Origin of the sequence: Sporosarcina gallistercoris (assembly GCF_014836415.1) — a bacterium.
GTDB lineage: Bacteria > Bacillota > Bacilli > Bacillales_A > Planococcaceae > Sporosarcina > Sporosarcina gallistercoris.
The window spans coordinates 56567-79958 of sequence record NZ_JACSQY010000008.1 but is presented as its reverse complement, the minus strand read 5'-3'; the positions used below and the strand labels follow the sequence as shown (position 1 = coordinate 79958).

Annotated in this window: 18 protein-coding genes and 1 riboswitch; of the genes, 12 read left to right on the top strand and 6 right to left on the bottom strand. The window is 43.2% G+C overall.

Annotation, left to right across the window (positions count from 1 at the left end):
• Window positions 1-57 precede the first annotated feature (57 nt).
• Window positions 58-243: a gamma-type small acid-soluble spore protein gene (locus tag H9659_RS11180; protein ID WP_191690501.1), complete on the top strand. Its 186-nt coding sequence runs from the start codon at window positions 58-60 to the stop codon at window positions 241-243.
• 121 nt (window positions 244-364) lie between these two features.
• On the opposite strand, the gene H9659_RS11175 is transcribed toward H9659_RS11180, so the two are convergent.
• Window positions 365-1138, bottom strand: coding sequence for an SDR family NAD(P)-dependent oxidoreductase (locus tag H9659_RS11175; RefSeq protein WP_191690499.1), 774 nt, complete (start codon window positions 1136-1138; stop codon window positions 365-367).
• Between the two features lie 417 nt (window positions 1139-1555).
• Between H9659_RS11175 and H9659_RS11170 the strand changes: the two genes are divergently transcribed.
• The 5 genes from H9659_RS11170 to H9659_RS11150 all read left to right on the top strand — a co-directional run bounded on the left by H9659_RS11170 (window position 1556) and on the right by H9659_RS11150 (window position 6492).
• Complete coding sequence (locus tag H9659_RS11170; RefSeq protein WP_191690497.1) at window positions 1556-2365, top strand: polyphosphate polymerase domain-containing protein; 810 nt, start codon at window positions 1556-1558, stop codon at window positions 2363-2365.
• On the top strand, window positions 2334-3020 hold the full coding sequence (locus tag H9659_RS11165) for a DUF4956 domain-containing protein (protein ID WP_225217791.1): 687 nt from the start codon (window positions 2334-2336) through the stop codon (window positions 3018-3020). The genes H9659_RS11170 and H9659_RS11165 overlap by 32 nt, the downstream gene beginning before the upstream one ends.
• Before the next feature lie 458 nt (window positions 3021-3478).
• A complete protein-coding gene (locus H9659_RS11160; RefSeq protein WP_225217809.1) occupies window positions 3479-3688 on the top strand; it encodes a DUF4177 domain-containing protein in 210 nt (69 codons plus the stop codon).
• Window positions 3685-4191 carry a DUF2165 family protein gene (locus H9659_RS11155; RefSeq protein ID WP_191690493.1) on the top strand — a complete coding sequence of 169 codons (507 nt, stop codon included), beginning with the start codon at window positions 3685-3687 and terminating at the stop codon, window positions 4189-4191. The genes H9659_RS11160 and H9659_RS11155 overlap by 4 nt, the downstream gene beginning before the upstream one ends.
• Before the next feature lie 216 nt (window positions 4192-4407).
• Window positions 4408-6492: a methyl-accepting chemotaxis protein gene (locus H9659_RS11150; protein ID WP_191690491.1), complete on the top strand. Its 2085-nt coding sequence runs from the start codon at window positions 4408-4410 to the stop codon at window positions 6490-6492.
• Window positions 6493-6614: 122 nt separating this feature from the next.
• Here H9659_RS11150 and H9659_RS11145 read toward each other — a convergent pair whose 3' ends face one another.
• Window positions 6615-7052, bottom strand: coding sequence for a general stress protein (locus H9659_RS11145; RefSeq protein WP_191690489.1), 438 nt, complete (start codon window positions 7050-7052; stop codon window positions 6615-6617).
• Window positions 7053-7209: 157 nt separating this feature from the next.
• Window positions 7210-7293, top strand: a riboswitch (cyclic di-GMP riboswitch).
• A 138-nt stretch (window positions 7294-7431) separates the two neighbouring features.
• Here H9659_RS11145 and H9659_RS11140 point away from each other — a divergent pair.
• Entirely contained in the window at window positions 7432-13266 is a 5835-nt protein-coding gene (locus H9659_RS11140; RefSeq protein ID WP_191690487.1) for an NPCBM/NEW2 domain-containing protein, read from the top strand.
• A gap of 493 nt (window positions 13267-13759) precedes the next feature.
• On the opposite strand, the gene H9659_RS11135 is transcribed toward H9659_RS11140, so the two are convergent.
• Window positions 13760-14356 (bottom strand): hypothetical protein, encoded by a 597-nt coding sequence (locus H9659_RS11135; protein ID WP_191690485.1) that lies wholly within the window; start codon window positions 14354-14356, stop codon window positions 13760-13762.
• 180 nt (window positions 14357-14536) lie between these two features.
• Here H9659_RS11135 and H9659_RS11130 point away from each other — a divergent pair, with 180 nt between their 5' ends.
• Both H9659_RS11130 and H9659_RS11125 read left to right on the top strand, forming a co-directional pair.
• On the top strand, window positions 14537-15472 hold the full coding sequence (locus H9659_RS11130; RefSeq protein WP_191690483.1) for a 5'-3' exonuclease: 936 nt from the start codon (window positions 14537-14539) through the stop codon (window positions 15470-15472).
• On the top strand, window positions 15444-16259 hold the full coding sequence (locus tag H9659_RS11125) for an STAS domain-containing protein (RefSeq protein ID WP_191690481.1): 816 nt from the start codon (window positions 15444-15446) through the stop codon (window positions 16257-16259). The genes H9659_RS11130 and H9659_RS11125 overlap by 29 nt, the downstream gene beginning before the upstream one ends.
• 20 nt (window positions 16260-16279) lie before the next feature.
• On the opposite strand, the gene H9659_RS11120 is transcribed toward H9659_RS11125, so the two are convergent.
• The 3 genes from H9659_RS11120 to H9659_RS11110 all read right to left on the bottom strand — a co-directional run bounded on the left by H9659_RS11120 (window position 16280) and on the right by H9659_RS11110 (window position 17713).
• Window positions 16280-16807: a C39 family peptidase gene (locus H9659_RS11120; protein ID WP_191690479.1), complete on the bottom strand. Its 528-nt coding sequence runs from the start codon at window positions 16805-16807 to the stop codon at window positions 16280-16282.
• An 18-nt stretch (window positions 16808-16825) separates the two neighbouring features.
• Window positions 16826-17284 carry an STAS domain-containing protein gene (locus H9659_RS11115; protein ID WP_191690477.1) on the bottom strand — a complete coding sequence of 153 codons (459 nt, stop codon included), beginning with the start codon at window positions 17282-17284 and terminating at the stop codon, window positions 16826-16828.
• Window positions 17285-17392: 108 nt separating this feature from the next.
• Window positions 17393-17713 carry a thioredoxin family protein gene (locus H9659_RS11110; RefSeq protein ID WP_191690475.1) on the bottom strand — a complete coding sequence of 107 codons (321 nt, stop codon included), beginning with the start codon at window positions 17711-17713 and terminating at the stop codon, window positions 17393-17395.
• Window positions 17714-17925: 212 nt separating this feature from the next.
• On the opposite strand from H9659_RS11110, the gene H9659_RS11105 reads away from it, so the two are divergent.
• The 3 genes from H9659_RS11105 to H9659_RS11095 are packed head-to-tail and all read left to right on the top strand — an operon-like array spanning window position 17926 to window position 23340.
• Entirely contained in the window at window positions 17926-20310 is a 2385-nt protein-coding gene (locus H9659_RS11105; protein WP_191690473.1) for a 3-hydroxyacyl-CoA dehydrogenase/enoyl-CoA hydratase family protein, read from the top strand.
• A gap of 30 nt (window positions 20311-20340) precedes the next feature.
• Window positions 20341-21516, top strand: a complete 1176-nt coding sequence (locus H9659_RS11100) for an acetyl-CoA C-acetyltransferase (protein ID WP_191690471.1) — start codon at window positions 20341-20343, stop codon at window positions 21514-21516.
• A gap of 36 nt (window positions 21517-21552) precedes the next feature.
• Window positions 21553-23340 (top strand): acyl-CoA dehydrogenase family protein, encoded by a 1788-nt coding sequence (locus H9659_RS11095; protein ID WP_191690469.1) that lies wholly within the window; start codon window positions 21553-21555, stop codon window positions 23338-23340.
• The last annotated feature ends 52 nt before the right edge of the window (window positions 23341-23392 follow it).

Here is a 23392-nt window from a genome sequence, read left to right as displayed (position 1 = left end):
ATGCCTTACATAAAAATTCGATTGCAGTCCACACTGTTTGGGAGGAGGCGAAATCGATTGCAAACCGATAAAAAGTACACAGTGGCGGGTACCGATATTGAGGAAGTAAAAAGACTGAATGCCAATTCCGGACTAACGTTCAATGAGTTGAATGCGTTAATTGCTAAAACGGGTGGTAAGGGATCCGCTCCGTATAGTGACACAGACCCTTCACAAGTCAAAAGTGAGATGAGAGGAGAGTAAAGAAAAATTGTGAAGTACCATCTATAAAAAATTCCAAATTACTGAGACAGGTGCATAAAAAATGGATCGGGCACTTAGCCTGATCCATTTTTTTACATATTATCTTATAAAATCTGTAAAATTATTGTTGCATTTTACCAGCAGTAAAGCCGCCATCAACTGCAAGTGTTACACCGCTAATTGAGCTTGCAAGGTCTGAACATAGGAATACGACAGCATTTGCTTGATCTTCTGCTGTAGACATTTTACCAGCTGGAAGTGACTTGAGTACACCTTCGTATTGTTCTGGTGATGTTTTTGCCCAATATTCAATTGCCGGTGTAATCGTTGCACCTGGTGCAATCGAGTTAATCGTAATGCCTTTTTGACCATATTCCAATGCAACGGATTTAGTTAAACCAGCGATTGCATGTTTAGAAGCTGTGTATGGAGCCATGTTTGGTGAACCTTCAATACCAGCACCTGATGCCGTATTGACGATTGCACCGCCGCCGTTTTTCATCATTGCATTGACTTGGTGCTTGATGCAGTAAAACGTACCGTACAGATTTACTTTCAACGTAATATCCCAGTCCTTGGAATCCATTTCTCCGATTGGTACAAGACCTTTGTTAATACCTGCATTGTTATGTGCAAAGTCCAGCTTACCAAAAGTTTCAACTGTTTTTTTGACAAGTGCGATCACTTGCTCCTCGTCACTTACATCACATTTGAAAAATGCTGCTTCGCCGCCGTTATCTTTGATGATTTGTACGGTTTCTAGGCCTGATTCTTCGCTGACGTCAGAAATCATTACTTTTGCGCCTGCTTTTGCTAATGCAACGGCAGATGCTCTGCCGATTCCTGAACCCGATGCTGTGACTAATCCTGCTTTACCTTCCATAATTCCTGTCATAAAAAACACTCCTTTTTTTAGATGCACCTATTAGTTTACACATAAATTTGCATTTCACAATCAATCGGTACTCACAAATGAAATAAAAAAATCATCAGTATTGTTTGTATTTTGATGTTAAATTACATACAGAGTAATCACTTAGAATCCTTTTGTTCAAATAGAAACTAGAGGTAAGTTTACATACAAAATGTCCCCGTTGCATGATGCTATTCGAACGCAAATGAAAAAGAGTCCGATTGTCGTAATACACACGCAAGACTTTTCAGTGGTTCACAACAAAAGACAAACTTTCAATGGAGGAGATCACATCTGCGTAATCTCTTTTTTTGTGTGGATAAATGGTTTTAAGGTTTGTTTAAGGTTCGTCTTTTAGTATGGAACTCATAGGGTGACAGTAAAAAGGAGCAGATACAAATGGCAATTGAAATCTTCAGTCGGAAAGAGCAAAAGTATTTAATCACTCACCGGCAATACGAAGAAATTCTGAAACGGATCGGACCCGAGATGCGAAACGATAAGAATGGGATCGATGGGAAATACTCGGTCACTAGCCTGTACTTTGATAATGCGGAGAAAAGCATTTATTTTGAAACGAAGAACAAGCTGAAGTACCGACAGAAATTGAGGTTGCGTGTATACGATGATGCGGATCTCAATAGCACCGCTTTCTTTGAAGTAAAGCAAAAACATAAGAAAGTCGTCAATAAAAGACGCATGCTTTTGCCGCTTAAGGAAGCGTACCGCTATTTACAGGAAGATGGGCAAGCAGGCTTGGATCACTATGAAACGTCCAATTCACAGGTCATGAAGGAAATTGATTATTTCCGTAAGTTCTATCGATTATGTCCTGAAATGGTTGTCTCCTATAGCCGTCATGCCTTGCACGGTATCCACGATTCAGAACTGCGCATTACATTCGATTTTGACTTACGATGCCGCAAAGAAGACCTTCATATCGAGAACGGTCCATACGGCGAGCATTTCATTGACCCGGATCTCGTTGTGCTGGAAGTGAAAGTGGATCATAGTGTTCCCCTTTGGCTAGCACGCATTTTACAGGAACTGCAATGTGAGCAGCGCAGTGCCTCAAAGTTTTGTACGAGTATGGAACTGCTGAGTGGAGATGTGTTACCGCGGGCAGGATATTTTGAACCGAGAGAATTGGAAAAACTACATACAGGAGGAATAGAAAATGGATCAGATCACGAATTTGTTTACATCTAATGGATTGGACGGTGTCGTGCCAAGCATGTGGATGAGTATTGCTGCGATGGCCCTTGCCGCGATTTTAAGTTTAGTTATCACGAAAGTGTACCAAATTACATTTACAGGTGAGCGTTATTCCCAAGCGTTCGTCCATACGATCATTATGATGAGTGTGGTCGTATCAGTCGTTATGAACGTGGTGAGCGGAAATGCCGGCGTCGCTTTTGGCTTGTTTGCCGTATTCTCCCTCATCCGTTTCAGGAGTGCAGTCACCAATGCTAAGGACATTGCCTACATCTTTTTCGGTCTATGTGTCGGGATGACGGCTGGACTGTTTCAGTTCTCTCTTGCTATCGCCTTGACGTTATTTGCCAGTCTCATTTTCTACATCCTGTACAAAGTGGACTATGGGAAAGGAAAGGATACACAAATTCTGAAAGTCACAGTACCCGAAAACTTGAATCACGAAAATTTGTTTGACGATATCTTGACTGAGAAGACCGAATCCTACCATCTCCGACAAGTCGAAACGACCAACTTAGGGACGATGATTCTCTATACATTTGCGATCCGAAGCAAACCGGAAACAAAAGATCAGGACTTGTTGAATGAAATCCGTGTGCGCAATGCGAACTTGAAGGTATCCCTATCCTATCTTGAGATGCGGGATTGAACTTGGCTGCCTCATTCGGAGAATGCACCTTTCGTCTAAAAATCTAGGCAGCAATCGCTTAGCTTTTAGGAAATACGTCAATTAAAAAACTAGGATGAAAAATGTGGCCTGTGATAGGGAAATTCATCACTGATACAACATAAAAAGATTACTGACACTCCGAAAAACATCATCTTCAGGTGGTGTTTTTTGTGATTTAGAAAAACGAGAGTTCAGCTCTATTAATTAAATAAGAGCATATCCACAAATATATTTTTCTCAATTAAAGTAAGCCCACTCCATTAAATAATCTAATATATCCACCAAAAATATAAATTCAAATAGTATTTGTGATTAATTGAAAAACATTGAGTATATCGATTTACCTAATTTTTTTAAAGTTAAGTCTTGACTAAAGTCATGGGTAGTAGTAATTTAATCTAGAGTTATGACCTGGATATATGGAGAGGACGATTGTGATGGTTGAGTATCATATTGAGAGGATTGAAGTGCATCACGGGCGTGACGGAATTTCGCTTGCTGAAGATTATAGGCAGCTCATTGCCAAATATGCCAAAGAAGGATGGCGATTTGTACAGCTGGTGAATCTTTCAGAGTTATCTCTGAGTGAGCGACGGGTCGATCTCATATTTGAAAGGGAACAAAGAAAAGGGAGTGGCATTATATGAATACGATTGCATTGAGATTATTGAAGACGGTTACTTTACTACTCGCAGGACTTTTTGGCTTATTTGTATTTGCAGGAAACTTGATGGACTATAATTCGAATTATGAGTTTGTCCATCATGTACTATCGATGGACACAACGTTCGAAGGGAATTCCTTGATGTGGCGTGCGTTTGAAAGTACGACTGTCCACACAATTGCTTACTGGGGACTAATCATCGCAGAAGGGATTTTTAGTACACTTGCGTTCATCGGCGTGTATCATATGTTGAAAAATATCAAGGCACCTGGACGGAAATTCAATCAGTCGAAGTCATTTGGCTACTATGCATTCATTCTTGGCTTTGCTATTTGGTTCTTCGGCTTCGTTGTTATTGGCAGCGAATGGTTTGCTATGTGGCAATCGCAAATCTGGAACGGTAAAGAGACTGCGATGGATATTACCTCCGTCTGGATCGGCTTCGCTATTCTACTCGCACTTAAAGATGAAGATTTAGATGCGTAATTAGGTGGAACCAGTCACTCACGAAGCTTTGAACGATGAGGTGTAGAACAAAGGAGAGAACCTTCGATCGAGAAATCTGTCGAAGGTTTTTATATGAAAAGTGATCACTTCAGACCTTGAAAACCATTTGAAAGTGACAAGAGTAAGATAATTAAACATCTAAATAAAAAAGCCGATAATACATTTGAACTAATACATGAAGAGGTGAAAAGGACTATGAAAAAAATGGGAGTTTTTCAAAGAAATTTAATATTGACCTTGGTCATCTCAATCTCTGTTCTTGTCATTGCCATTGTTTCTTTTAACTATATTCGAACGCAAGAGAGTTTAGAGGATGAGAAAGAGCAATCCGAAAAGCTGATTGAAGAAAATCTGCTAAGTGTGCTAGATGGATCGGATGTCTCGTATTCGATTATCGAACAATCGCTTTCAGGAAAAATGGAAGCCTTCACGCAGATTCTTCAAGAAGAATATAAAAAGAACCCGAAAATTGAAACGTGGGATCTGGAATCATTCAAGGAACGATTTGATGGATTTGATATTTTTATGATCAATGACCAATTCGTTGTAGAATATGCAACTAGAGAAGCGGATTTAGGTTTGGATTTGAAAGAGTTTGGCCTAAAAGATCTTTTGCAACAGCGAATGGATGCAGGAGTTTTTGTAGCGGATCGTCTGGAAATCAGCGAAGCAACAAAAGAGACGAATAAATTCAGCTACACACCGACTCCAGATAAGAAATATATGATTCAGATTGCCGCAACTGCGGATCAGTTTTCGGATTTGATCCAATCGATGGATTTAGAAAAAGTGACGTCTGATTTAAAAGAGAAGCATAAGTACGTGAAAGATATTGGTATCTATACGATCAACATCGAGGGCATACCTGCCTATTCGATGAATAAGAAAGACGATAAGGGAGAAGCGGCCCTTCTACCGGATTCTTTGTTAGATAAAGGTACAAAAGCAATTGCGTCTAATAAAGTGAGTGAAGTGAAAGACTTGAATGGGGAGTCGGGAACGGTATATAAAATGATTCCTCAAATCGATTTAGATTCCAATGATGAGAATACATATCGACAATCCCGATTGCTTGTGATAGCGTATGATGAAAACTATTACGGTAAGAGATTACAAACCAATAACATAACTGCAATCGCGATGGTGATTGTTTCAATCATTGTTTCTGTCTTATTATCCATCATAATTGGGCGCAGAGTATCCAGACCGATCCATGAGTTCAGTCAAGTGATCGATCAGACAGCTCAATTGAATTTCAAGAAGAATGAGCATGTCGATAAGTTGCTTACTCGAAAAGATGACTTTGGCGTATTGGCTGAACAGTATGAAGCGATGCTTGTATCGGTACGGGGGGCTTTTGAAAAAGTCATTGACTCTTCTGACCAACTCCTTGCGATGTCAAGTGAATTCACTGCCAGTGCGGATGAGACAAAAATCGCCTCCGTTCAAATTTCTGAATCTGTTCAAGAAATGGCTTATGAAACTGAAAACCAAACACAATCTGTCCAACATGCAGTTTCAGATATTGGAACTATCACAAAAGAAGTAGATCGCCTTTCTGAGAAAATCAGTAATGTGGATGAGCTTGTACAGCACACCGTTTCAGTCTCTACGAACGGCAATGCTCGTGTACAAGAGACAGAAAAGAATATGGAGCAAATTAATAACTATACAAGACAGTCAAAAGAAACTGTCATCGAACTGCACGAAAAGTCTTCTAAGATCGAAAACTTCTCAGACTTCATCACTTCTATTGCGGATCAGACGAATTTGTTGGCACTGAACGCGGCAATTGAATCTGCACGTGCGGGTGAGGCGGGAAAAGGGTTTGCAGTCGTTGCGGATGAAGTCCGGAAACTTGCGGTTGAATCGAGTAGCGCGGCAAATCATATACGACAGCTAATCAGTGAAATCAAACAAGATATTTCACAAACAGTCGACAGCATGACAGATGGTTATGAAGCCGTCAAAAATGGTTCTGCTCTCGTGAATGAAGCAGGAGAAGCATTCAGAAGTATTTTACAAGCGGTCCAGTCTGTCTCGGAGCAGACAACTGAAGCGACAACAATTTCTGCAGAAGTGGAAAATGTAATGAGAAATCTGTTGAAATCGATTGAGCAGATCTCTTCGTTGTACGAAAAGCTGTCATCCCACTCTGGAGAAATTGCAGCAACGACAGAAGAGCAAACTGCGACAGTTGAAGAAGTCGCTGCCGCTGCGAAGAACCTGTCCGACATCGCCGAAGATCTAAAAGGTGAAATCGGGAAGTTCACGGTGTGACTCGTAGTTGACCTCTGAGTCACGTTAGAAACAATCAATTGAAAACAGTAAGAAGGCAGCCAAGGATTCACTTGGCTGCCTTCTTTTTATACATTTTCCATAAGTAATATGTTGAGTCCTCATCACTCTGAAGGATGAAGAAATACTAGGATTTTACCTTCTTGAACGCCTTCAGAATAGCGTTCAGCTTCATCGTCAGGGAGTCCGATTTCCATGAGAGCATGCTTTAAGCCTCCAGCTCCCGTCCTGGCTCCTACGACTGCTCCGCCAATAGTTGAAATGATTGGTCCTGCAGCCAACAAGGCGCCCAGTCCGGGAACCACTACTGCGGAGATCCCTGCAATCACGCCCGCTATACCAATTGTTCCGCCAGTTAGAGCTCCAGCAATGGCTCCATCTTTAGTGGAAGGTTTTACTTCTTGTGTGATCTCAGGAAGTTTTTTTGTGTTTTTAGCAATCACTGAAATTTCATCAGTTGTGTAGCTTTGCTCTTTTAAGCGATCTACAACTTCAACCACTTGTTGTTCGTTTTCATATATGCCAATAACATGATTCTTCATTTCAAATTACCTCCTGTTTGCTTGAACCATGCAATCTATACCCGCTCTTTAGTTTTTCTAGACATATTTCAAGGCGAGTTGGATGTAAGAAAGTTCAATCTAGTGCTATATGTTCATGGTGTGGAAACAAAGGTATGATAGTATTTAAACTATAAAATAACTGAATAGGCAAACCTAAAGAAATTTAGGGACGCAAAGCTATAGGGACTAAGGTGCATCACTAAGTCAGCCAGTTGCCGAAGAGTACACACTACTTTTTGTTTAGTAAAGTTGACAAACTGCTACTAGTTTTTTTGACTTTATTTAATCCGAAGCTACTCTTTTTGAGTAGCTTTTTTGTGCGCTCAGTAGGAAAAATATTCATGAGGAGGAAAAGCATATGAAGATGATTGCGTTCGCCACAGCAGCAGCATTGGCTCTTAACGTAGTCTGTAGCCCGATTTCCGTTTTGGCAAATGAAGACCAGAAAGAAGGAGTTGCCACACCTGCTGCAACAGAAAGTAATCAAAGTTCAGGTGTTGCATCGGTACGTAAGTTCAACTTGTACGGAACTGCGAGTTTACCTATCTACGATGAAGTATTCAAAATGCCGGTCACGAATATAAAATCGATCACAAACAATGGAGGGAACTACTCAGGATCGCCCATAAAGCAGGCGATCGACGGTGATTTTAGTACACATTGGGAAACAGGGAAGCCGAATAGCAGTTCATTTACCAATGAGGTCGTCGTGAACTTTAACGAAACGACTGTTTTAAATCGAATTGTCTATGCTGCGCGCCAATCCACCGTAAAAGGGAAAGGGTTTGCACAAGGGTTTGAAATCTATGGTTCTCAGGCATCGGAAGGCGATGATTTCTCACTTGTTTCTACAGGGTCCTATAAAGGTTCAACTGGGGACATTGTTGAAATTCAGTTTGCCCCGACAGAATTGAAGAGAGTCAAATTTGTATTCACAAAAGCTGACCAAGACTGGGCGAGCGCATCAGAGTTTCAATTTTATAAGGAAGATTGGATATCTGAAGCAATGGATACCCTCTTTACAGATGCTTCGCTAAGTTCGGTTAACGAACAGTTTAATACGCTGGATGCATTACTTGAATTGGATGCCGAAGCAAAGGGACATCCGCTTTACACTCAATTTAAGGAAGATATCGAGAATGCAAAAGTTCTCATAAACAACGCTCAAATTGAAGCGACTCCAGCGATAACTAAGCAATTTGCTCATTATTCGAATGAAGCCTACTCCAGGTTGTTTAGAATGGACCGTCAAAACGTCAAAAGTATTCGTAACAACGGTGGTCACTATGCGAACTCTGTTTTAGAAAATGCATTTGACGGCAATCTCAATACATATTGGGAAACGAATAGAAGTAACACAAGTGACTTTTCAAACGAAGTCGAAGTCGAGTTTCATGATCGCGTCACGTTGAATCGACTGATGTATGGGGCGAGACCTTCTGACCGAAAGGGGTTCGCGGAAGAAGTTGAAATCTATGCTTCCAATACTTCTAAAGGGGACACGTATCAGCTAGTAGCAACAGGACAGCACAACATGGTAGCTGGATTAGTCGAAGTTAAATTTGCGCCAACCGAGTTTAAACGAGTTAAATTCAAATTCAAGAAATCGAACCAAAACTGGGCTACGTTATCGGAACTCGCTTTCTACCGGGAAGATCCGATAGAAGAGCAAGTCATCAATCTATTCACAGACGGTCTTATGAATGAATTGAAGCCGGAATTCACGTCGATGTATGCAATCCAGCAATTGGAGAATCAAGTTGAGAAGCATCCATTGAAAGAAGAGTTCCAACACTATGTAACGATGGCGAAAGACGTGCTCAACAACGCGAATGTCTCCAACGAGTCGATTGTAATTGCATCGCAGCGGGGGAACTCAAGCACAGAAGCAAGTAAGCATCAAATTGCCAGAACCTCGTTTTCACTAGACACGTTTGGCAGATATGTAGTGCCAGGTGAAACGGTCCAAGTCACAGTCGAAGCGGATGAAAAAGGCGTCATGCCAAATCTAGTACTTGGTCAGATAGCCGATGATAAAAATGGATGGGTGCGAAGATATGTGCTCAAACAAGGATTGAATCGAATAACGGTCCCTGCATTCGATAACATGAAACCTGCTGTTGCGTATGTGGAAAACAACGCGCTGCCAACTGAGCAAGCATTTGCTCCTAAAGTGAGGCTAGTGGGAGGTACAGCTTTTCCTGTGTACGTTCATGGAAAAACGGATCCTGCACAGTATGAAAAAGAACTAGAAAAATATGTAACTAAAATCAGTGTGAACGATAACGACTTTGCAAACGGAAAACCGGAAAATGTAGTGTACAACGTTTCCGAATTAGTATCCGAAAACAATACGATCTCTACAAGTGCAGCTGGCGCATTAAAGGGAATCCAAGAATTGAAAGGTACTGGGAAAACCGTATCAGACACGATGAAAGAATGGGAACTGATGTGGATGGAGTTTCAAAGAATCAGCGGAGCTGTAGAAGATGACCCAGATCCAAGGAATCAGTTCTTCAACGCAAAGTTTACCTCTCGCGTCTTCACAAAAGGGCCTTATGCCTGGTCAGATTGGGGATATACTGGTTATAACGGAGGGAATTCTCCAAGAAGAGACGATGGATTCTTCAAACAAATTGTGAAGCCATTTAGTGTGCCTGGAAATGACGGATGGGCTTATTTCCATGAATGGGGTCATAACATCAATAACTCCACGATGGAGCACACAGAGGTAACGAACAACATCTACTCAGTAATTATGAGGAAGAAATTCAATAACAGTACCGATGACCGTGTAGATTGGAATTCAATGTACAAAAGATTTTCAGGTGAAACCGTTCAGCATGGTTTTTGGACGTACTTAGGGGTGCTTGAGCAAGTCCAATATTATTACGGCGAAGATAGTTATGGAAAGGCTTCCCGAATTGCCCGGACAAACCCCGACGGTGTCATGAATGGTTTAGGAAGTAATTTGCAACGATTGGTTGTAGGACTATCATTAGCAACTGAGACCGACCTAACAGGATTTTTCGAAGACTGGGGATATGTGACAGCAACTCCAAAGATGAAAGAGAAAGTCGCTCATTTGTCAAAGCCTGATGTTAAGTTGGAGTACATGCATAGTTTAGGACGCAATTATGAAGGTGCGGGATTCTCGAAAGATGCAAAAGTCGTTGTTCAATCGATAAAAGCGAATCCAGATAAAAAAGAAATCAACTTGTCCTATGAGGTTGATACGGCAAATAAGGAAGCTGCTATGGGTTACGAAGTCCTTCGGAACGGCAAGGTAGTAGGCTACACGACAGGAACTTCATTCATTGATAAAAACGTGGATACAAGTATTCCTTATAGTTATGAAATCGTCGCTTATGACAGGAAGTTGACTCCTTTAAAGCCTGTGGAAATTCACTCTCAACAGCCAAACTTATCTGTTGAAGAACAAGTGACGTTAAAACTGCACCAAGTGTATGATCCAATGGATTACGTAAAAGCATCCTCGTTTTCAGGTCAAAACATTACACAAGACGTAGTGATCAAATCGAATACGGTTGATGTCACTGCAAAAGGATCTTATGAAATTGTTTACGAAGTGAAGAATGCAAATTTAACGGAAACAAAGACAACCAAGGTTGCTGTAACAAGTGACTATACGTATATTTCTGATATGAATGCTACATCCGTAAAAACGGATTGGAGTTCATTGCAAAAAGATAAGGCAATTTCCGGAGGACTCATCACATTAAGCAGACAAGGCAGCGATGCAGCGTATCCAAAAGGGATTGCGATTCATGCCAATTCCGAAGTCGTGTACGATATTGCTGGAAAAGGGTTGAACTTCTTTGAAAGTTATATCGGTATCGATCAATCTGTCAGAGGGCAGGCATCTTCCGCAACATTTGAGGTGTGGGTAGATGGTGAAAAGAAATTGGCTAGTCGTGTATTCAAATCGAGCACCGAGCATGAATTTGTGAAAGTTCCCGTCACAGGAGCTAAGGAAGTAAAGCTCATTACAACGGATGCGAAAGATAATGGGATTTCCTCGGACCATACCGTTTGGGCGGACGCAAAGTTTACAAAAAATTCTAGTGCGCCGACATTAAAGGTGGTTGAAGACCTCACATTCGTGAAATTGAACAGTGACTTTACGATTCTTGATGGTGTCGAGGCATATGATAAAGAAGATGGCAATTTAACCGATTCAGTCAAAGTAACGTCCAACAACTTCACTGTCAGTAAAACGGGCACATATCATGTAGTCTTCTCAGTTACGGATAGTGATGGGAATACCGTAACGAAGACGAAAGAAATCTACGTATATAGCGATGTTGCATACGCAAGTGATACAAATTGGAAATCCGCCCAAACTGCTTGGAGCACAGTGAAGAAGAATCAGGCTTCATCTGGAGGTCCGATTAAGGTGCTAGTCGATGGGGCGACGAAGGAATTTACTAAAGGAATCGGTACACATGCAAATTCGTCAGTTGTGTATGACCTTGCAGATAAAAACTATGATTACTTTGAGACTCTCGTTGGCATTGATCGAAACATTGCTGAAAATAACAATTCAAGTGTTACGTTCAAAGTGTTGGCGGATGGTCAAGAAGTCTATAGCAGCGGAGTCATGAAATACAATACGGAAGCAAAATTGGTAAGGGTTCCTTTGGCAGGGGTTAAGGAGTTAACGCTCATTGCAAATGACGCCAGTAATGGAAATGCATCAGACCATGCAAATTTTGCTATTGCTAAGTTCTATATTTCGAATGGGCTGCCCGAACTTACTATCCCTAATTCCGTAGCAACTAAAGTTGGTACTTCTATCGACTTGAGTGAACGCTATTCCGCAGTCGATGCTGAGGATGGTGATTTAACAGCTCAAGTAAAAGTGACCGGTAAAAATCAGGTGAATTTTGATCGTGCTGGTAAGTATGAAATGACGTACACGGTGACAGATCGTGATGGCAACGAAGTATCCAAGAAGCGTTCCGTATCCGTTGTGAATATGGAGGACTACAACTATCTATCTGATTTCGACTGGAAGTCTACACAAAACAGCTATAAAACACCTGTAAAGGATAGAGCGATCAGTGACCAACCATTGCGATTAACCGGGAAAGATGGAAGTGTGCAAGCTTATGAGAAAGGGATCGGTGCACATTCAAACTCAACCATCATTTATGATTTAACGGACAAAGCAGCTGATTACTTCACTTCATATGTTGGGGTTGATCGACAGATGGCTGGTTCAATCGGATCTGTGGCATTCCAAGTTTTTGTGGATGGCGTGAAACAATTTGATAGTGGGTTAATGCATTCTACAGATCCTCAGAAGTTCATTGAAGTAAAGACAGTGGGTGCAAAAGAACTGAAATTAGTCGTGACGGATGGCGGGAACGGAAATGGTTCAGACCATGCGACATGGGGAGGTGCGAAACTCCATTTTGCGAATGCTGAAAGAATCTTCACCCGAGATTTGGTGACTGCAGTTGAAGACGCGAAAGCCATCGATGCGGAGAAGTATACAATTGAAAGTATGGATGAACTCCAAAAACGTATTGCAAATGCAGAAGAACTTCTTGCAAATGCGCAACAGACACAAACGGAAATCGATCAGGCTCTTGATATGTTGTTACAGGCGAAGACCAATTTAGTGGAACTTGACTTCACTCAAGTCATCGCAGTGCCTGATAAATATCTCAGAACCCATATTCAGCAAAAACTAGGGATCACGGGTAACCTCACAATACGAGATCTGCATAAACTGACGAGTCTAGATGCTTCGAATGCGAGAATAAACAGTCTGGAAGGCTTGCAATACGCAAGAAACTTAGTTTCGCTAGATGTCTCAGGAAATGAAATCACGGATTTCTCGCCGCTGAAAAATCTGGGGAAATTAAAGACGATTCAAGCGCATCCTCAACTGGTTTCGGTAAACAGTTTGAAAGGTCCGGTATTTACCGTAGAGAATCTTGTTAAAGGATTAGATGGGCAATATATAAATCCTTATCAAGTAAGACTTAGAAACACTAGAACCAATCAAGTGCTACCTGTAGATGTAGATCAGTTCGAGCCGAATTTGAAGCAGTTTACAATAGATCTTTCACAAGAAGAGAAAGGCACGTATATGTTGGTGTTAGCTTATCAACTAAAAGAAGATGCGCTCATTCAATTGACATATTATGTGATTCACAACTAATTATTATTTTGAATTTTTAAGGGCTGTCCAGAAAGTCATAATGATGACTTTCTAGGATAGCCCTTTAAGTTTGGTGGGAAAGCGCTCATAAATCGAAGAAAGTGATCATAACCCAGGGAAAGCGCTCATAAATCGAAGAAAGTGATCATAACCCAGGGAAAGCGCTCATAAATCGCAAAAAGTGATCATAAGCCAGGGAAAGCGCTCATAAATCGCAAAAAGTGATCATAACCCAGGGAAAGCGCTCATAAATCGAAGAAAGTGATCATAAGCCAAGGAAAACGCTCATAAATCGAAGAAAGTGATCATAAGCCATGGAAAGCGCTCATAAATCGCAAAAAGTGATCATAACCCAGGGAAAGCGCTCATAAATCGCAAAAAGTGATCATAACGCCAGAGAACAAGCTCATAAATCTCGATTAATATCTTCCAAATTCACTCCCAAAACAAAAGAAAGATCAGCCGCAGCTGATCTTCCCCAAAACACCACGAGTTAAATACAAGTAAAGGCATCGATCCGATCTAAGTCTATCCCCGTATACACCCAGCGTCGCCACTGATTATTCCATTGGAAGCCTGCGACCGATGTCCTGCCCACAAAGGTTGGGAAGAACCAGAATCCTCTATTCCGGGACGTCCAGATGTACGTATAACGGAACATACATCCTCGGATTCCACCTGGATCCACCCGCATCAATTGCTGATCGGGATACGCCGGAGTTTGTGAAGGAGGTGGTGATGTGGGCGCACTTTGCTGGTTTCCACCGCCGCCGGGTCCTGGTGGCGGAGTTGGCTGATTTCCTCCACCTTGCCATGGCCAGTTAGGCTGTTGTGGGAAACCTGGCCAGCCTGGGTGCTGCGGAGAGTTCGGCCACCCCGGCCATCCTTGCTGCTGGTGATGATGGGATGGATTTTGCCAATCATTCCATCCTGGTGAAGTCTGTTGGTTCCAGCCGTTAACAGCTGTTTGTTGAGGATTCACATGCATTGCGGTCGCATTCCAATCATCTTGGCTGCCGGGTTGCTGAACGTATCCTTCTGGAAGTTGAGGGAACCATTGTTCCTCGCCATATTCGTTTGAGTTCATCATTTTTCCCCTTTCAGAATTTCACTCTGCTCCCCATCCTATGTCAAACGCTCAGGTTGCTCTAGACGAGCGCCTACTTGAAGGGGATTGTGTACGAAAGGAACGTGCTAAACATAAAAGACGTGGTATGATAAGGGTAGAACTATACATAGAAGTATAAGAATGACTAAAAGGGGTGTCTAAGTGAGTACTGAACGTCCACACATACTGATTGTTGATGGAATGGCGCTGTTATTCCGTTCGTTTTTTGCCACAGCTGTACGAAAACAGTTCCAATACAATGAAGACGGAATCCCTACGAACGGGGTTCAAGGATTCCTAAGACATACACTTACTGCCGCTACTCTTTTTCAACCGACGCATCTTGCCGTTTGCTGGGACATGGGAGCTGTCACTTTCCGAAACGACCTATACGAAGGCTATAAAGCCAATCGTCCTGCACCCGCTCCGGAGCTGGTTCCTCAATTCGATATGGCTCGGCAGGCATCAGAAGCCATGGGGTGGAAAAACTATGGAATTGAAGGGATGGAAGCGGACGACCTGATCGGTTCACTCGTCAAAACGTGGAAAGAGGATGCCGATCTAACGATTGTGTCCGGTGACAAGGATTTACTACAATTGCTGGCACCTTCCGTCCAAATCGCCCTGACGAAAAAAGGTCATTCAATATACGACGTCTACACAGAGACGCGTTTTATAGAAGAGTACGGGATGACACCTGCTCAATTTATCGACTATAAAGCATTTATAGGTGACACGAGCGATGGGTATCCTGGAGTCAAAGGGATTGGACCGAAGACAGCGTTAAAACTCATTCAAACGTATGGGACTGCTGAAAAAGTCGTCGAATCATTGGACAAGCTGACGAGCTCGGAGAAAAACAAAATAGAAGAAAACTTGCCGATGCTGCATATATCAAAAGAACTGGCGACCATCCATTGTGAAGTGGATCTAGGGAACACGCTAGAGCCCCTTGAAATTCCGGATTATAATGAGCACACACTCAATCACTTAAGGGCACACGGTTTGAACGCAGTCGTAAAACAATTAGCAACAGTAGAACTAAATGCTAAGATAAGGGGGGATTTATATGAAAGAATTGCTGATCCGTTTAAGTGATAAAGTTATTGAAAATGCTGAACAACTTGCGATGCTGATTACAAGACAACAGAACGAACGATATCCGCTCATGAAGCGTTTAGAAGAGGAACTCTATCCAGCTCGCGTCGAATTAGTAAAGTTATATGCGAATGCATTGAAGTTAGAGGAGACTGAACGAGTTGAGCAATTACGTCAATGGGGGTTGGAATCCGGAACTCATTTTGCAAAGGAAGAAAGCATCTCATTGGACATGATGCTGCGGGAAGTTCCCGAGTATCGCGCGTATATCGGTACTGTTTTAAAACACGAGGGGATCAACAGTCATATCAGTGCAGAGGACATGTATGATTTGACAACTGCGCTCGATACAATCGTCAATGAAGTCGTCTACTATTTCAGCCTTCCTTTCGTGCATCATGAAAAGGAGATGCTGAAGATTTCCCAGGCTGCAATTGCTGAACTATCCGTTCCGATCGCATCCATTAATGATACGACTGCAATCCTGCCGTTAATCGGTGTGATGGATTTCAATAGGGGCTCCGTGCTGCAGGAAAAAGTATTGAAGGAAGCAGTACGTCTCAATCTTGAGTATCTGATTGTCGATCTGTCAGGACTTCAAACGACGGATACGTATGTTTCCCAGCAATTATTCATCCTTTTCGAATCCCTATCGTTAGTAGGAACCACTCCAGTAGTGAGCGGGATTACACCGGAAATTGCACAAACTCTGGTCGGACTCGGCCTTAACTTCGGCGCCATCAAGAGTTTTGCTACGTTGAAACAAGCAATCCGATATGTGGCATAACAAAAAGGACACTGAGCTGATCAGTGTCCTTTAAATTTGGAAACAGGAGCGATTTTAACAAATGATAACACCTCTTGGTTCTTTCGATAGGAGACAAATCGCACGGTGCTGGGATTCGTTGGACTTCCGTTGTCATGAATTGTGAGGATCACATCATCCGCATTTTTTGCGTATCCTATAACGGGTACCCAGTGATAGTCGAACTCATACTGTCCACTCCACTTGAAAGAGAGCCATTTGTCGAATTTCGCTGCTACAGGCCGTCCGCTCTCCAGTTCCTGCAACGCTTCGGATACGGAACACTTCCGAACGTCCCAATCAGTCCCTAACAACTTCTGAAGCCTGTGAACTAATCGCCAAGAGAATAATCCGATTTGGGTCGTTCCTAAGAATTTGTACAGCTTATTGACAGGGACTCTGGAAAGCGGGACGTTCAAAAAGTTCAAGATTACAGAGACTGTAACGGGACCGCATGCAGACGATCGTAGCCTTCTATCTATGGAAGATTCGTATTGTGATCTGCCTTGAAACTGTTTTAAAATCTGCACGTCTCAGCTCTCCTTTGTTTACTCTCTTGAAAAGGAAAGCCCTTTTTCGTCCATGAGCACTTGAAGCGCTGCTTTGAAGTTCGCGTATGATTCCACTTCTGAAGCCACTCCAGCACTTACCATTTGACGGACAAATGGAGGGGTGAAGCCGACCATGATCGGACGAATGCCCATCAGTTGCAGTTCAGAGCGCATGAGCTGCAATTCAAGTGTCAGCATTTCCAGTCCTTCCTCTTCTGAAAGACGGATACTAGAAAAGTCGAACACAGCTGCTTCTGTATTTCGATGGTCTCCCGCATATTCAAGAACTTTCGCTCGAATCCGTTCCATGCGCTCCTTGTCTGTATACCCGACTACAGGAAGCAGGATGGTGTTGTCGATAATGGATGTAATTATTGGAACAGATGTCTCATTGATGATTTCTTCATACTTGGCAATAGTAGCTTTCAATTGTGCCACTTCTTCTATCTGATTCATGCTACACCTCTTAGTTTTTCTCTAATCTAACCTAAGTATAACTGATTTTCAAAAATATACATAAAGAAAACCGACTGCATAGGCAGCCGGCGGAATAGTAGTGCTCATTTAAATAGAGAGACCTTCAAGGAAACTCGTCACTTGCTCTGGTGATTTTGCATTCGCACTGTGAAGGTGGGCTTTTTTCTCACCGTTTTCAAAAATCAGCAAACTTGGAATCCCCATGACATCGTATTTTTCAGCGATTTCGGGAAGGACATCGCGATCCACATCATACCACTCATATTGGTCGTAGTCTTCTGTAATCGGTCCGATGAACATGTCCATCACTCGGCAGTCCGGACACCATCCTGCTTGGAATTTAATGATCGAACGGGAAGTTTCATTAATGACCTCATTAAATTGTTTTGCGGTTGTAATCGATTGCATGTGTATTCGACTCCTTTCATATCTTAAGTGTACAATGAAAAGCGATTCCAGACTATCAACTTGTTTCTTCAATGGATAACAGATGTTTTTTAGATTTAAATATTGCGAAAACGCAGGAAATAGTCTACAATTAGATTCATAGAAAAGGTTTCTATTTTTTTTACTTATAAAATGAATGAGCATTCATTCAAAAGCAAAGGGAGGATTTTCACGTGGCTTATCAAATCAAGAAAGCAGCTGTAATCGGATCTGGTGTGATGGGGTCCGGCATCGCTGCACACCTCGCCAATATTGGGATTCCTGTTCTCCTTCTGGACATTGTTCCGAGCAACCTGACAGAAGACGAAGAGAAAAAAGGACTTTCTTTGGAGCACAAGGCAGTTCGTAACCGGATCGTATCCGGATCGATTCAAAAACTATTGAAACAAAAACCGGCACCGCTCACTTCTAAGAAAAACTTGGCACTTATTGAAGCAGGGAACTTGGAAGATGACTTGGAAAAGTTGAAAGACGTGGACTGGATCATCGAAGTAGTTGTTGAAAATCTGGATGTGAAAAAAAACTTATATGAAAAAATCGACGCTGTTCGGAAACCTGGGACAATCGTCACTTCAAATACATCAGGAATTAGTATCGATGCGATGGCTGAAGGCCGTTCTGAAGACTTCCAAAAACATTTCCTAGGTACTCATTTCTTTAATCCGCCTCGTTACTTGAAACTGCTTGAAGTGATTCCTGCAAAAACGACTTCACAAGAAGTGATCGAGTACATGACTACATTTGGTGAAGATCGTCTTGGTAAAGGTGTCGTTATCGCGAAAGACACACCGAACTTCATCGCCAATCGGATCGGTACTTACGGTCTTCTTGTGACACTTCGTGAAATGGAAAAACGCGACTATACAGTCGGTGAAGTGGATTCTGTTACAGGAACACTGATCGGACGTCCAAAATCCGCTACGTTCCGCACGTTGGATGTAGTCGGACTGGATACGTTCATGCACGTTGCGAAAAACGTCTACGATCAGACGGATGGGGAAGAACAGGCAGTCTTCGAACTCCCGGAATTCATGAAAAAAATGATCGACAATGGCTGGATCGGGGCAAAAGCGAAGCAAGGGTTCTTCGTTAAAAAAGGAAAAGACATTTACGAGATCGATTCATCGACGCTTGAATACGGACCAGTCAAGAAAATGAAAACGCCTTCAATTGAAATAGCGAAACAGCAAAAAGGACTTGGCAATCGTGTAAAGTCGTTAGTATATGCGGAGGATCGCACGGGAGAGCTTCTCTGGAGCATCCTAGCGCCAACTCTCCTCTATTCGGCAGAGATGCATGGCAAAATAGCTGACACAATCGTATCACTCGATAACGCGATGAAATGGGGCTTCGGATGGCAACAGGGGCCATTTGAAGTATGGGATGCAATCGGTGTCAGCAAATCAGTCGAGCGCATGAAAGAACAGGGAGATACGATTCCTGCTTTCGCACAATCCTTGCTCGATAAAGGATTCGAAACGTTCTATAAAGAGGAAGACAACGAGCTCTTCTACTTCGATGGAGAAGGATACTCACCCGTTCCGGTCAATGAAAAAGTGATCGATTTAAAGCGTTATAAGAAGAAACACGGCGTTATCAAGAAAAACTCCGGAGCTAGCTTGATCGACATGGGTGACGGAATTGCACTACTTGAGTTCCACTCGCAGTCGAATGCGATCGGTCTTGACATCATGCAGATGATCAACTTTGCGGTGGATGAAGTCGAGAAGAATTACAAAGGTCTCGTTATCGGTAACCAAGGGAAGAACTTCTGCGTCGGTGCGAACCTCGGGATGATTCTGATGGAAGCGCAAGACGATAACATTTTCGAGCTCGATTTCGTGGTGCGTACGTTCCAGAACGCCATGATGAAACTCAAGTATTCGTCCAAACCGGTCGTTGCAGCACCGTTCCAGATGACACTAGGCGGCGGAGCGGAAGTTTGTTTGCCGGCAGCTCATATCCAAGCTTCCATGGAAACATATATCGGCCTCGTGGAAGCAGGAGTTGGACTGATTCCTGGCGGAGGCGGTAATGTCGGTCTGTACTTGAAACACTTAAAAGGATTGCCGAATGGTGTGCAAGTAGACTACCAGAACATTGCGAACAAAGTGTTCGAATCGATTGCAATGGCAAAGGTATCAACTTCCGCTGATGAAGCACGTGAAAACAACTTCCTCGATTTCGCAGATGGCATTAGTGTCAATGCGGATCACCTATTATATGATGCAAAACAAGCAGCACTATCTTTGTATGACAATGGCTATCAGGCGCCGAAACGTGAGAAATTCCCGGTGGTTGGTGAAACCGGCTATGCAACGTTACTACTTGGTGCAGAAGGTATGCGTTTGTCAGGATTCATCAGCGATCATGATATGAAGATTGCGAAAAAGCTCGCTTACGTATTAGCTGGCGGCAAATTGCCATACGGCACACTTGTAGATGAGCAGTATCTGCTGGATCTTGAGCGGGAAGCGTTCTTGAGCCTTGTTGCAGAGCCGAAGTCACAGGCACGCATGCAACACATGCTTGTCAAAGGCAAACCTTTGCGTAACTGATGAACCAGAACTTTTAGAGGAGGAAATACAATGCGTGAAGCAGTAATCGTAGCGGGTTCCCGCACACCGGTCGGTAAAGCGGGTCGAGGATCGCTTGCGACAGTCCGACCAGATGATCTAGGAGCCCTTACTATAAAAGAAACTTTGAAACGCGCAGGTGGTTACGACGGTCCGATTGAAGATCTGATCATCGGCTGCGCAATGCCGGAAGCTGAACAAGGGATGAACATGGCACGTAATATCGGAGCACTGGCAGGTTTGCCTGACACAACACCAGCGATTACCATCAACCGCTTCTGTTCATCAGGACTCCAGTCCATTGCCTATGCAGCTGAACGCATTATGCTCGGGCACTCGGAAGCCATTCTAGCAGGCGGAGTTGAGTCGATGAGTATGGTACCGATGATGGGCAACACCGTTCGTCCAAATGCGAAACTAGCAGAAGAAGCTCCTGAGTACTATATGGGAATGGGTCATACTGCGGAGCAAGTTGCCGTTAAATATGGAATCAGCCGTGAAGATCAGGATGCGTTTGCAGTCGAGTCCCATCGCCGTGCAGCAGCAGCGATTGACGCTGGGAAGTTCGATGAAGAAATCGTCCCAGTCGAATTCACAAAAGGCTATGTAGACAGCAATGGTAAATTTGCAGAGAAAAAAGAAACGTTTTCGATGGACGAAGGCGTACGGCGTGGTACAACTACAGAAATCTTAGCGAAACTGCGTCCTGCATTTTCCGTTACAGGCTCTGTAACAGCTGGGAACGCTTCACAAACGTCTGACGGGGCAGCATCTGTCCTTGTCATGGATCGTGAAAAAGCAGTGGCGGAAGGGCTTACTCCAATCGCGAAGTTCCGCTCGTTTGCGGTAGCAGGGGTTCCACCCGAAATCATGGGAATCGGACCAATCGCCGCAATCCCGAAAGCGTTGAAGATCGCTGGACTGTCCATTGAAGATATCGATGTGTGGGAATTGAACGAAGCATTTGCATCTCAATCTCTTCAAGTCATTCGTGAACTCAAATTGGACACAAGCAAAGTGAACGTGAACGGGGGCGCAATTGCACTCGGGCACCCACTTGGTGCAACCGGTACGATTTTGACGGTACGGATGATGAGTGAATTGAAGCGTCAAGGCAAGCAATTCGGCGTCGTTACGATGTGTATCGGTGGCGGAATGGGCGCAGCAGGCGTGTTTGAATTACTGTAAAAAAACTATGAACGTAAAATAGAGGAGGAACTGGAAATGACTGAAACTACGACAAATGAGCTAATTAAAGGCGGAGCGTTTCTAACGGAAGACATTACACCGGATCGTGTGTTCACGCCGGAAGATTTTTCCGACGAGCAGAAGATGATCGCGAAAACAGCAGAAGATTACGTGAAAAACGAAGTGCTGCCAGTTGTTGATAAATTGGAGAACCACGAGTTCGAGCACTCTGTACGTCTTTTGAAGTCTGCTGGAGATCTTGGTCTTCTAGGTGCGGATGTACCTGAAGAATACGATGGGCTTGGATTGGATAAGATTTCCTCGGCATTGATATCTGAGAAACTTGCTATTGCAGGTGGATTTTCCATCACCCACGGTGCGCATGTAGGAATCGGTACACTTCCGATTGTCTTGTTCGGAAACGAGGAACAAAAGAAAAAGTACTTACCGAACTCGGTAGCAGGGGACAAAATCTCTGCTTATGCGTTGACGGAGCCAGGTTCAGGATCGGATGCACTTGGAGCAAAAACGACAGCGAAATTGAACGAAGCGGGCACACATTACGTCCTGAACGGTGAAAAGCAGTGGATTACGAACGCTGGATTTGCTGACGTATTCGTCGTCTATGCGAAAATCGATGGTGACAAGTTCTCGGCATTCATCGTGGAACGTGAATTCCCTGGTGTTTCTGTCGGAGCGGAAGAGAAAAAGATGGGCATCAAGTCGTCATCCACCAGGACACTGATTTTATCTGACGCTGAAGTTCCAGTAGAAAACTTGCTCGGAGAAGTGGGGCGTGGACATATTATTGCATTCAACATCTTGAATATCGGCCGTTATAAGCTTGGGGTAGGCACAGTAGGTGGATCGAAACGTGCGCTTGAACTTGCAATTTCGTATTCGAACGAGCGTAAACAGTTCAATACTCCGATTTCATCATTCAACTTGACGAAAGAAAAGATTGCTACGATGGCATCACAGCTCTATGCGACGGAGAGCCTGATTTACCGGACAGTCGGTTACTTCGAGCAGCGTCAAAGCCAGATGACTGCTGAACAGCAGAAAGATGGAAAAGCGATTGCAGCAGCGATTGCTGAATACGCAATTGAATGTTCCATTAACAAAGTTGTTGGATCGGAAACGCTCGACTATATCGTGGACGAAGCCGTTCAATTGCACGGTGGATATGGCTTCATGGCTGAATATGAAGTGGAACGCGCATACCGCGATTCTCGTATCAACCGGATCTTCGAAGGAACAAACGAAATTAACCGCATGATCGTACCAGGTACATTCATGAAGAAGGCACTAAAAGGCGAGTTGCCTTTGTTGCAGCAAGCGCAAGCACTTCAAGAAGAATTGCTCATGATGATGCCGGAAGAAATTGGCGATGCACCACTGGAACAAGAAAAAGTCCTAGTGAAAAATGCCAAGAAAATCGGTTTGCTAGCTGCAGGATTAGCTGCACAACGCTTCGGAACAAAACTTGAAGAAGAGCAAGAAGTACTTGTCAACATTGCAGACATTGCCAATAACATTTTTGCAATGGAATCTGCACTTCTTCGTACTGAAAAAGCGGTTGCGAAAAACGGTGCTGAAAAAGAGCAACAGAAAATCTTGTACACTGAGATTTTCTGTCAAGAAGCGTTCGCAGCAATCGAACGCGATGCAAAAGAAACGCTATACGCAGCAGTGGACGGAGACAACCAGCGCATGATGATTTCTGCATTGCGTAAATTGACTCGCTCAAATCCTTATAACGTGATTGCGAAGAAGCGTGAAGCATCCGTGAAACTCATTGATGCTGCGAAATATGTTGTTTGATCAATAATTTTCGTATACTTCCATCCAGACTGCGAGTTAAGTAGTCTGGATG

Bases quoted from the DNA above. Each gene is read 5' to 3' on its own strand.
- H9659_RS11175 (WP_191690499.1), bottom strand. From the start codon at position 1,138: ATGACAGGAATTATGGAAGGTAAAGCAGGATTAGTCACAGCATCGGGT.
- H9659_RS11170 (WP_191690497.1), top strand. From the start codon at position 1,556: ATGGCAATTGAAATCTTCAGTCGGAAAGAGCAAAAGTATTTAATCACT.
- H9659_RS11165 (WP_225217791.1), top strand. From the start codon at position 2,334: ATGGATCAGATCACGAATTTGTTTACATCTAATGGATTGGACGGTGTC.
- H9659_RS11160 (WP_225217809.1), top strand. From the start codon at position 3,479: ATGGTTGAGTATCATATTGAGAGGATTGAAGTGCATCACGGGCGTGAC.
- H9659_RS11155 (WP_191690493.1), top strand. From the start codon at position 3,685: ATGAATACGATTGCATTGAGATTATTGAAGACGGTTACTTTACTACTC.
- H9659_RS11150 (WP_191690491.1), top strand. From the start codon at position 4,408: ATGAAAAAAATGGGAGTTTTTCAAAGAAATTTAATATTGACCTTGGTC.
- H9659_RS11145 (WP_191690489.1), bottom strand. From the start codon at position 7,052: ATGAAGAATCATGTTATTGGCATATATGAAAACGAACAACAAGTGGTT.
- H9659_RS11140 (WP_191690487.1), top strand. From the start codon at position 7,432: ATGAAGATGATTGCGTTCGCCACAGCAGCAGCATTGGCTCTTAACGTA.
- H9659_RS11135 (WP_191690485.1), bottom strand. From the start codon at position 14,356: ATGATGAACTCAAACGAATATGGCGAGGAACAATGGTTCCCTCAACTT.
- H9659_RS11125 (WP_191690481.1), top strand. From the start codon at position 15,444: ATGAAAGAATTGCTGATCCGTTTAAGTGATAAAGTTATTGAAAATGCT.
- H9659_RS11115 (WP_191690477.1), bottom strand. From the start codon at position 17,284: ATGAATCAGATAGAAGAAGTGGCACAATTGAAAGCTACTATTGCCAAG.
- H9659_RS11110 (WP_191690475.1), bottom strand. From the start codon at position 17,713: ATGCAATCGATTACAACCGCAAAACAATTTAATGAGGTCATTAATGAA.
- H9659_RS11100 (WP_191690471.1), top strand. From the start codon at position 20,341: ATGCGTGAAGCAGTAATCGTAGCGGGTTCCCGCACACCGGTCGGTAAA.
- H9659_RS11095 (WP_191690469.1), top strand. From the start codon at position 21,553: ATGACTGAAACTACGACAAATGAGCTAATTAAAGGCGGAGCGTTTCTA.